Raw genomic sequence first — 5,767 nt, 5'->3', positions numbered from 1 at the left:
GCTTGATCTCGCGGGCTTCGATCTTCTTGCCCAGGTACTCCGGCGTGCGCCCCACCATCAGGCCGGCGAGGAACACCGTGACGATGACCAGCAGCAGCATGCCGGTGAGGCCGACGCCGACGCCGCCCAACACCACCTCGCCCAGCTCGATGTTGAGCATGGCAATCATGCCACCGAGCGGGTTGAAGCTGTCGTGCATGGCGTTGACCGAGCCGTTCGAGGCGGCGGTGGTGGCCTCGGCCCAGAGCGCGGAATTGACCACGCCGAGGCGGACCTCCTTGCCTTCCATGTTCCCCGAACCCTCGGCGACAAAGGCGGCGTGAAGCGGGTTGGCGGCGATTTCGGAGGCATAAATGCCGGCAAAGCCGAGCACGAAGAGGATGCCCATCGCGGCCAACAGCGCGCGCCCCTGCCGCTTGTCGCCGACCATCCGGCCGAAGGTGAAGCAGAAGGCGACGGAGATCGAGAGGATCGACAGCATCTCGAGGAAGTTGGCGAGCGCGGTCGGGTTCTCGAACGGGTGCGCCGAGTTGACGTTGAAGAAGCCGCCGCCATTGGTGCCGAGCTGCTTGATGGCCAGTTGGCTCGCCACGGGGCCGACCGCAACGGTCTGCTGGCTACCCTCGAGCGTCGTCGCGACGACGTTCGCCGAGAGCGTCTGCGGCACGCCCTGCCAGACCAGAACAAGCGCGAGGACGATGGAAATCGGCAGGAGCACGTAGAGGACCGAGCGCGTCAGGTCGGCCCAGAAGTTGCCGATCGTCCTGCTCTGCCGTCCCGCCAGGCCCCGTGCGACACCCGCCGCCACGGCCATGCCGGTCGCCGCCGAGACGAAGTTCTGCGTGGTGAGGCCCACCATCTGGCTAAAGTAGCTCATGGTGGTCTCCCCGCCATAGCTCTGCCAGTTGGTGTTGGTGACGAACGAGATCGCCGTGTTGAACGCAAGGTGCGCCGGCAGCCCCGGCAGCGCCTGCGGGTTGAACGGCAACAGGTCCTGGAACTTCAGGATCGCGAACAACAGGGCGAAGCCGGCGGCGTTGAAGGCCAGCATGGCCAGCGCATAGGCCTGCCAGCCCTGTCCCTTGTCCGGATCGATGCCCGCCAGCCGGTAGATCGGCCGCTCGACGGCCGCGAGCCAGCCGGGGCTGCCCGCGTAGACCCTTGCCATGTAGGCGCCGAGCGGCAGGGCGAGGGCGACGAGGACCGCGCAATACAGCGCGAACTGCAAGAGATCGGATGTCATGGCGCCCTCAGAACTTTTCGGGGCGGATCAGGGCCACCGCCGCATAGATCAGGATGGCGGCGGCGGTGAGGAGGCCGAGGCCCAGTTCGAGGGTCATCAGAGCCTCCCCGCGGCAGTCACGGCGAGCCAGCAAAGCGCAAAGCCCAGCAGGCCTCCGGCGAAGTAGACGAAATCGGCAAGCATCGACGGCTCCATCAATCGAGATGGGGCGGGCCTACATCTGCGGCGCGTAACGGCTCTACGAGGGAATCGCCGTGCGGCGTAACGGCAGCGTAAAGACGGGTTCAGCGGCGACCTCGGCGTGCCTCTTCCAGGGCGCATTGCCGGGCCGACCCTGCGCCGGCTGCGACGCCTGCCGGGGCGGCCTTAACCTCGCGGCAGCGGATGCCGGCCGCCTCAGCGCGATCCCGCCATCAGGCGCTCCGCCGACGGCGCGGTGGGGTGGAAGGATCAGGCGCGCGCGCAAGACAGTCAGGCAACAACAACAGAACAACGGCCCGCAAACCACCGGCCCACTTGCGCCGAACCGTAACGTACGGTACGGATACCCGACCTCGCAGGGATCGCCAGCGAGGGGCGCGGCAAGGGGGGCAGGGCGGTGTCGGTGGTGTCGGCACATCGGGAAGAGGCATTCACGCTCCGCCAGCAGCAGGTGCTGACCGCGGCGCTCGATCTGCTGGTCGAGCAGGGCGACCGACTGACCATGACCTCGGTGGCGCGGCGCGCCTCGTGCTCGAAGGAGACACTCTACAAGTGGTTCGGCGATCGCGACGGGCTGCTGACGGCGACGGTGCAGTTCCAGGCCTCCAAGGTGCGCATGCCGCATGTCGATCGACGCCGGATCGACGGCGCGATCCTGCGCTCCAGCATCGAGCAGTTCGCCCGCGACCTCCTCGCCACGATTTCCGGCAAGGTCTCCGTCACGCTCAATCGACTGGCCATCGGCCATGCCGGCAGCGATGACAGTCCGCTCGGCGACATCGTGCTCGAGAACGGGCCGCTGGCCATTCGCAAGCGGCTGAAGCCGGTGCTCGAGGCCGGCCGGGAATCGCGGCTGCTGCGCTTCGACAGCTCGGAGGAGGCCTATCGCAGCTTCTTCGGTCTGGTGGTCCGCGACGTGCAGATCCGCACCCTCCTCGGCGAAGCCATCGACATGGGAGAAGCGGAGGTGGCGCGCGACGCGGCCCGCGCCACCGAGCAGTTCCTGAAGATCTACGGGGTGGAGAAGTGAAGCCTCCACCGCGGGGAGCGGGCCGCGCCCCGAGCCCGCCACAGAATGTGACCTCCTCCTGAGCCTGTCGAAGGAGAGGGTCTCCGGGCACCCGCCCAAGCAGCAATCGGCCGCAACGGCCAAACGCACGAAAGGGAGTTATCCATGCGCGTCTACTACGATCGGGATGCCGATCTGAACATCATCAAGTCCAAGAAGGTGGCAATCGTCGGCTATGGCAGCCAGGGCCATGCGCACACGCTCAACCTGCGCGACTCCGGCGTCAAGGATGTGGTCGTGGCGCTGCGCCCCGGCTCGGCTTCGGCGCGGAAGGCCGAGGGCGAGGGGTTGAAGGTCATGTCGGTCGCCGAGGCCGCGGCCTGGGCCGACGTGATCATGATGCTGACGCCGGACGAGCTCCAGGCCGACATCTACAAGCAGCACATCGAGCCCAATATCCGCGACGGCGCGGCACTGGCCTTCGCGCATGGCCTCAACGTGCACTTCAACCTGATCGAACCCAAGAAGACCGTCGACGTGATCATGATCGCGCCGAAGGGCCCGGGCCACACCGTGCGTGGCGAGTACCAGAAGGGTGGCGGCGTGCCGTGCCTGATCGCGGTGCACCAGGATGCCTCGGGCAACGCGCATGACATCGCGCTCGCCTACGCCTCCGGCGTCGGCGGCGGTCGTTCCGGCGTCATCGAGACCAACTTCCGCGAGGAATGCGAGACCGACCTGTTCGGCGAGCAGGTGGTGCTGTGCGGCGGCCTCGTCGAGCTCATCCGGGCCGGCTTCGAGACCCTGGTCGAGGCGGGCTATGCGCCCGAGATGGCCTATTTCGAGTGCCTGCACGAGGTGAAGCTGATCGTCGACCTGATCTACCAGGGCGGCATCGCCAACATGAACTACTCGATCTCCAATACGGCCGAGTACGGCGAGTATGTCTCCGGCCCGCGCATCATCACGTCCGAGACCAAGAAGGAGATGAAGGCAATCCTCGCCGACATCCAGTCGGGTCGCTTCACCAGCCAGTGGATCCAGGAATGCAAGGCCGGTCAGCCTGCCTTCAAGGCGACGCGGCGCCTGGCCGACGAGCATCCGATCGAGGAGGTCGGCGAGAAGCTGCGCGCCATGATGCCGTGGATCAAGGCCGGCGCGCTGGTCGACAAGTCCAAGAACTGACGCATTGCCAGATGCGCGGCGATCGGGCGGGGCCACGGCTCCGCCCGTTCGATTCCTGTGCGGGCTATTGCGGTCGCAGCATGCGCGACAGCGTCCCGTCCTTGCGGACGAACTGGTTGTAGATGGCGGCCAGCGCGTGCAGCAGCACGAGCAGCATCAGGATGGGGCGGCTCGCGCCGTGCAGCTCGCCGATATCGGCGAGGCCGTAGTAGCTGACGAGTCCGCTGATCGGGGCGGCGAGCAGGACCACATAGAGCGTTCCGTGCAGCGCCGAGGCGGCCAGCTTCGTCATCGGTGAGGTGTCGCCGGCGTGCTGCGGCACGCCCTGCGTGACGCGAAGCACCAGGCGCGCCAGCATGACCGCCAGAATGGCGATGCCGAGCCAGAGGTGGACATTGCCCCACAGCACGTCCGTCGCCTTTGCCGCTTCGCCTTCTTCCGCCGCCTCGACCAACTCGGTCATGTTCTCGCCGATGAGCAGTTGTACCGCCACCATGGCCACGATGGCCCAGTGCAGTCCGATCTGCAGTCCGGAATAGCCGGTCCGATAGAGAGTCAGGGTCGCCTCCATGCGCCAGTGTCGAAGTGGAACGGTGCCTCCCACGGCAAGCTGACAGGCAACTGAAGGCGGAACCGATACCGTGGCAGGTGGTAGACGGGACTCGGGGCCCCGGCGTTGACGCAGCGCAACGCGCCCGTACCGCCACGGGCCCATGCTTGTGCCGACGCAACAAGGAGGCAGTCGATGTCCAGTCCCGCGGCAATCCGGCTCAGGGCCTTCGCCCTGACCTTGGCGCTTGGCATCTTGGCCGTCGCCGCCTCGATCGGCGGTGCAGCGGCGGAAGGCTACTGGCGTTATCGCGATACGGCCTTCAGTCCGAGCGAAGCCGAGCTGCAGCTGCTCGGCAAGACCCCTGGCCGGGTCGACGAGAAGCACGTGTCCGGGGGATTTCAGCCCGAGTTCTCGGGGCAGGGGGCGATGGAGCTGTTCTTCAGGAACGACGATATCGAGCGCCGCAACTACCTGTCGCAGCTGACCTTCACCTACGGGGCGTCGGCGCCGATGCTGGTGCTGGTGCCGGGCGACACCATAGCTGTCGAGGTGACGGTGAGCTTTGCGAGCAACTATCCCGGCGCCGAGGCGCAAGGCGGCGTCGCGGTGGATAGCGGCGACTACATCGCCGCGGTTTCGGTCGGGGAAGGTCAGCAGAGCGCCCGGGGCTCGTTCAAGGTGCCCGGGGGTGGTCCGGGAGCCACCCTGCGCTACATTGCCTCGGCCTATATCGCTGCCTATGGCGGGTTCAGCGAGACCATGACGAATAGCTACGAGTGGGTGGAGGGTCTACCGCCCGTGGCGGACCAGCCGACGCCGGCGGCTGCCGGGGGCTTTGGTGGCCGGTGGACGACGAGCGAGGGGGAGATGGACCTTGTGCAGTCCGGCTCGTCGGTGAACGGCACCTACAGCCAGGACAATGGCCGGCTGTCGGGCGAGGTCGTCGGTGGACGGCTCGCCGGCTACTGGGCCGAGGACGGATCGAACACGCGCTGCGCGACAGAGCGGATGGGGTCGTTCTACTGGGGGCGGATCGAGTGGACCCTGTCGGCGGCGGGCGACGGCTTCGAAGGCGGCTGGTCGTATTGCGACCAGCCGGTCGCCGGCAGCTGGCGCGGCACCCGGCTCGCCCCCTAGCTTCGCGGACGCAATGGCGTCCCTGTTCCCCTAGGCCCCGGCGTCGCGCACCAGCCCCGCCATGATCTCGACTGCCGCGTCGGGCGGCAGTCCTGACTCGCGCACCAGCGTGCGCCAGGTGAAAAAGCTCATGGCCAGCGCCAGGGCGGCCTTGCCTGCCTCGCCCAGGCCTGGCGAGAGCGATGCGGACATGGCGCCGAAGGCGCCGCCGAAGCGCATGCCCGAGATCTCGCGCAGCACCGGATTGGTTTCGGCGTCGCGCAACACGTTTCCCGTCACCGCTTCGTTGCGCTCGAACCAGCCATAGAGCGCTCCGAGCGCCGCGCGCAGCCGCGTCTCCGGATCGTTGACCGCCTCCCAGGCCGATGGATCGGGCAGCGGCTCGCGCTCGAGGTGCAGGCCCGAGCACGCCATCAGCATCGTGCGCTCGTCCGGAAAG

The 5,767-nt window shown here is 67.4% G+C and carries 7 protein-coding genes; 3 read left to right on the top strand and 4 right to left on the bottom strand.

Annotated elements, in window-relative coordinates:
• Together kdpA and ACE3TU_RS18165 are read right to left on the bottom strand one after the other, a co-directional pair.
• On the bottom strand, positions 1 to 1,243 hold a 1,243-nt coding region (kdpA, locus tag ACE3TU_RS18170; protein ID WP_374626773.1), incomplete at its 3' end, for a potassium-transporting ATPase subunit KdpA.
• Positions 1,244 to 1,250: 7 nt separating this feature from the next.
• Entirely contained in the window at positions 1,251 to 1,340 is a 90-nt protein-coding gene (locus tag ACE3TU_RS18165; protein ID WP_374626771.1) for a potassium-transporting ATPase subunit F, read from the bottom strand.
• A 510-nt stretch (positions 1,341 to 1,850) separates the two neighbouring features.
• Here ACE3TU_RS18165 and ACE3TU_RS18160 point away from each other — a divergent pair.
• Entirely contained in the window at positions 1,851 to 2,474 is a 624-nt protein-coding gene (locus ACE3TU_RS18160) for a TetR/AcrR family transcriptional regulator (RefSeq protein WP_374626769.1), read from the top strand.
• Positions 2,475 to 2,618: 144 nt separating this feature from the next.
• Positions 2,619 to 3,638 (top strand): ketol-acid reductoisomerase, encoded by a 1,020-nt coding sequence (gene ilvC, locus ACE3TU_RS18155; protein ID WP_374626767.1) that lies wholly within the window; start codon positions 2,619 to 2,621, stop codon positions 3,636 to 3,638.
• 64 nt (positions 3,639 to 3,702) lie between these two features.
• Here ilvC and ACE3TU_RS18150 read toward each other — a convergent pair whose 3' ends face one another.
• Positions 3,703 to 4,209 carry a cytochrome b gene (locus ACE3TU_RS18150; protein ID WP_374626765.1) on the bottom strand — a complete coding sequence of 169 codons (507 nt, stop codon included), beginning with the start codon at positions 4,207 to 4,209 and terminating at the stop codon, positions 3,703 to 3,705.
• A 174-nt stretch (positions 4,210 to 4,383) separates the two neighbouring features.
• On the opposite strand from ACE3TU_RS18150, the gene ACE3TU_RS18145 reads away from it, so the two are divergent.
• Positions 4,384 to 5,328, top strand: a complete 945-nt coding sequence (locus ACE3TU_RS18145) for a hypothetical protein (protein ID WP_374626763.1) — start codon at positions 4,384 to 4,386, stop codon at positions 5,326 to 5,328.
• 30 nt (positions 5,329 to 5,358) lie between these two features.
• Here the strand turns inward: ACE3TU_RS18145 and ACE3TU_RS18140 are convergent.
• Positions 5,359 to 5,767 (bottom strand): TetR/AcrR family transcriptional regulator (locus ACE3TU_RS18140; protein WP_374626761.1); only part of this gene is annotated, 409 nt, incomplete at its 5' end.

Source organism: Devosia sp. (assembly GCF_041917035.1).
Taxonomy (GTDB): domain Bacteria; phylum Pseudomonadota; class Alphaproteobacteria; order Rhizobiales; family Devosiaceae; genus Devosia_A.
This window is presented reverse-complemented; position numbering and strand designations above follow the sequence as displayed.

Coding starts and splice junctions, on each gene's coding strand:
- ilvC (WP_374626767.1), top strand. CDS start 2,619: ATGCGCGTCTACTACGATCGGGATGCCGATCTGAACATCATCAAGTCC.
- ACE3TU_RS18145 (WP_374626763.1), top strand. CDS start 4,384: ATGTCCAGTCCCGCGGCAATCCGGCTCAGGGCCTTCGCCCTGACCTTG.
- ACE3TU_RS18165 (WP_374626771.1), bottom strand. CDS start 1,340: ATGACCCTCGAACTGGGCCTCGGCCTCCTCACCGCCGCCGCCATCCTG.
- ACE3TU_RS18150 (WP_374626765.1), bottom strand. CDS start 4,209: ATGGAGGCGACCCTGACTCTCTATCGGACCGGCTATTCCGGACTGCAG.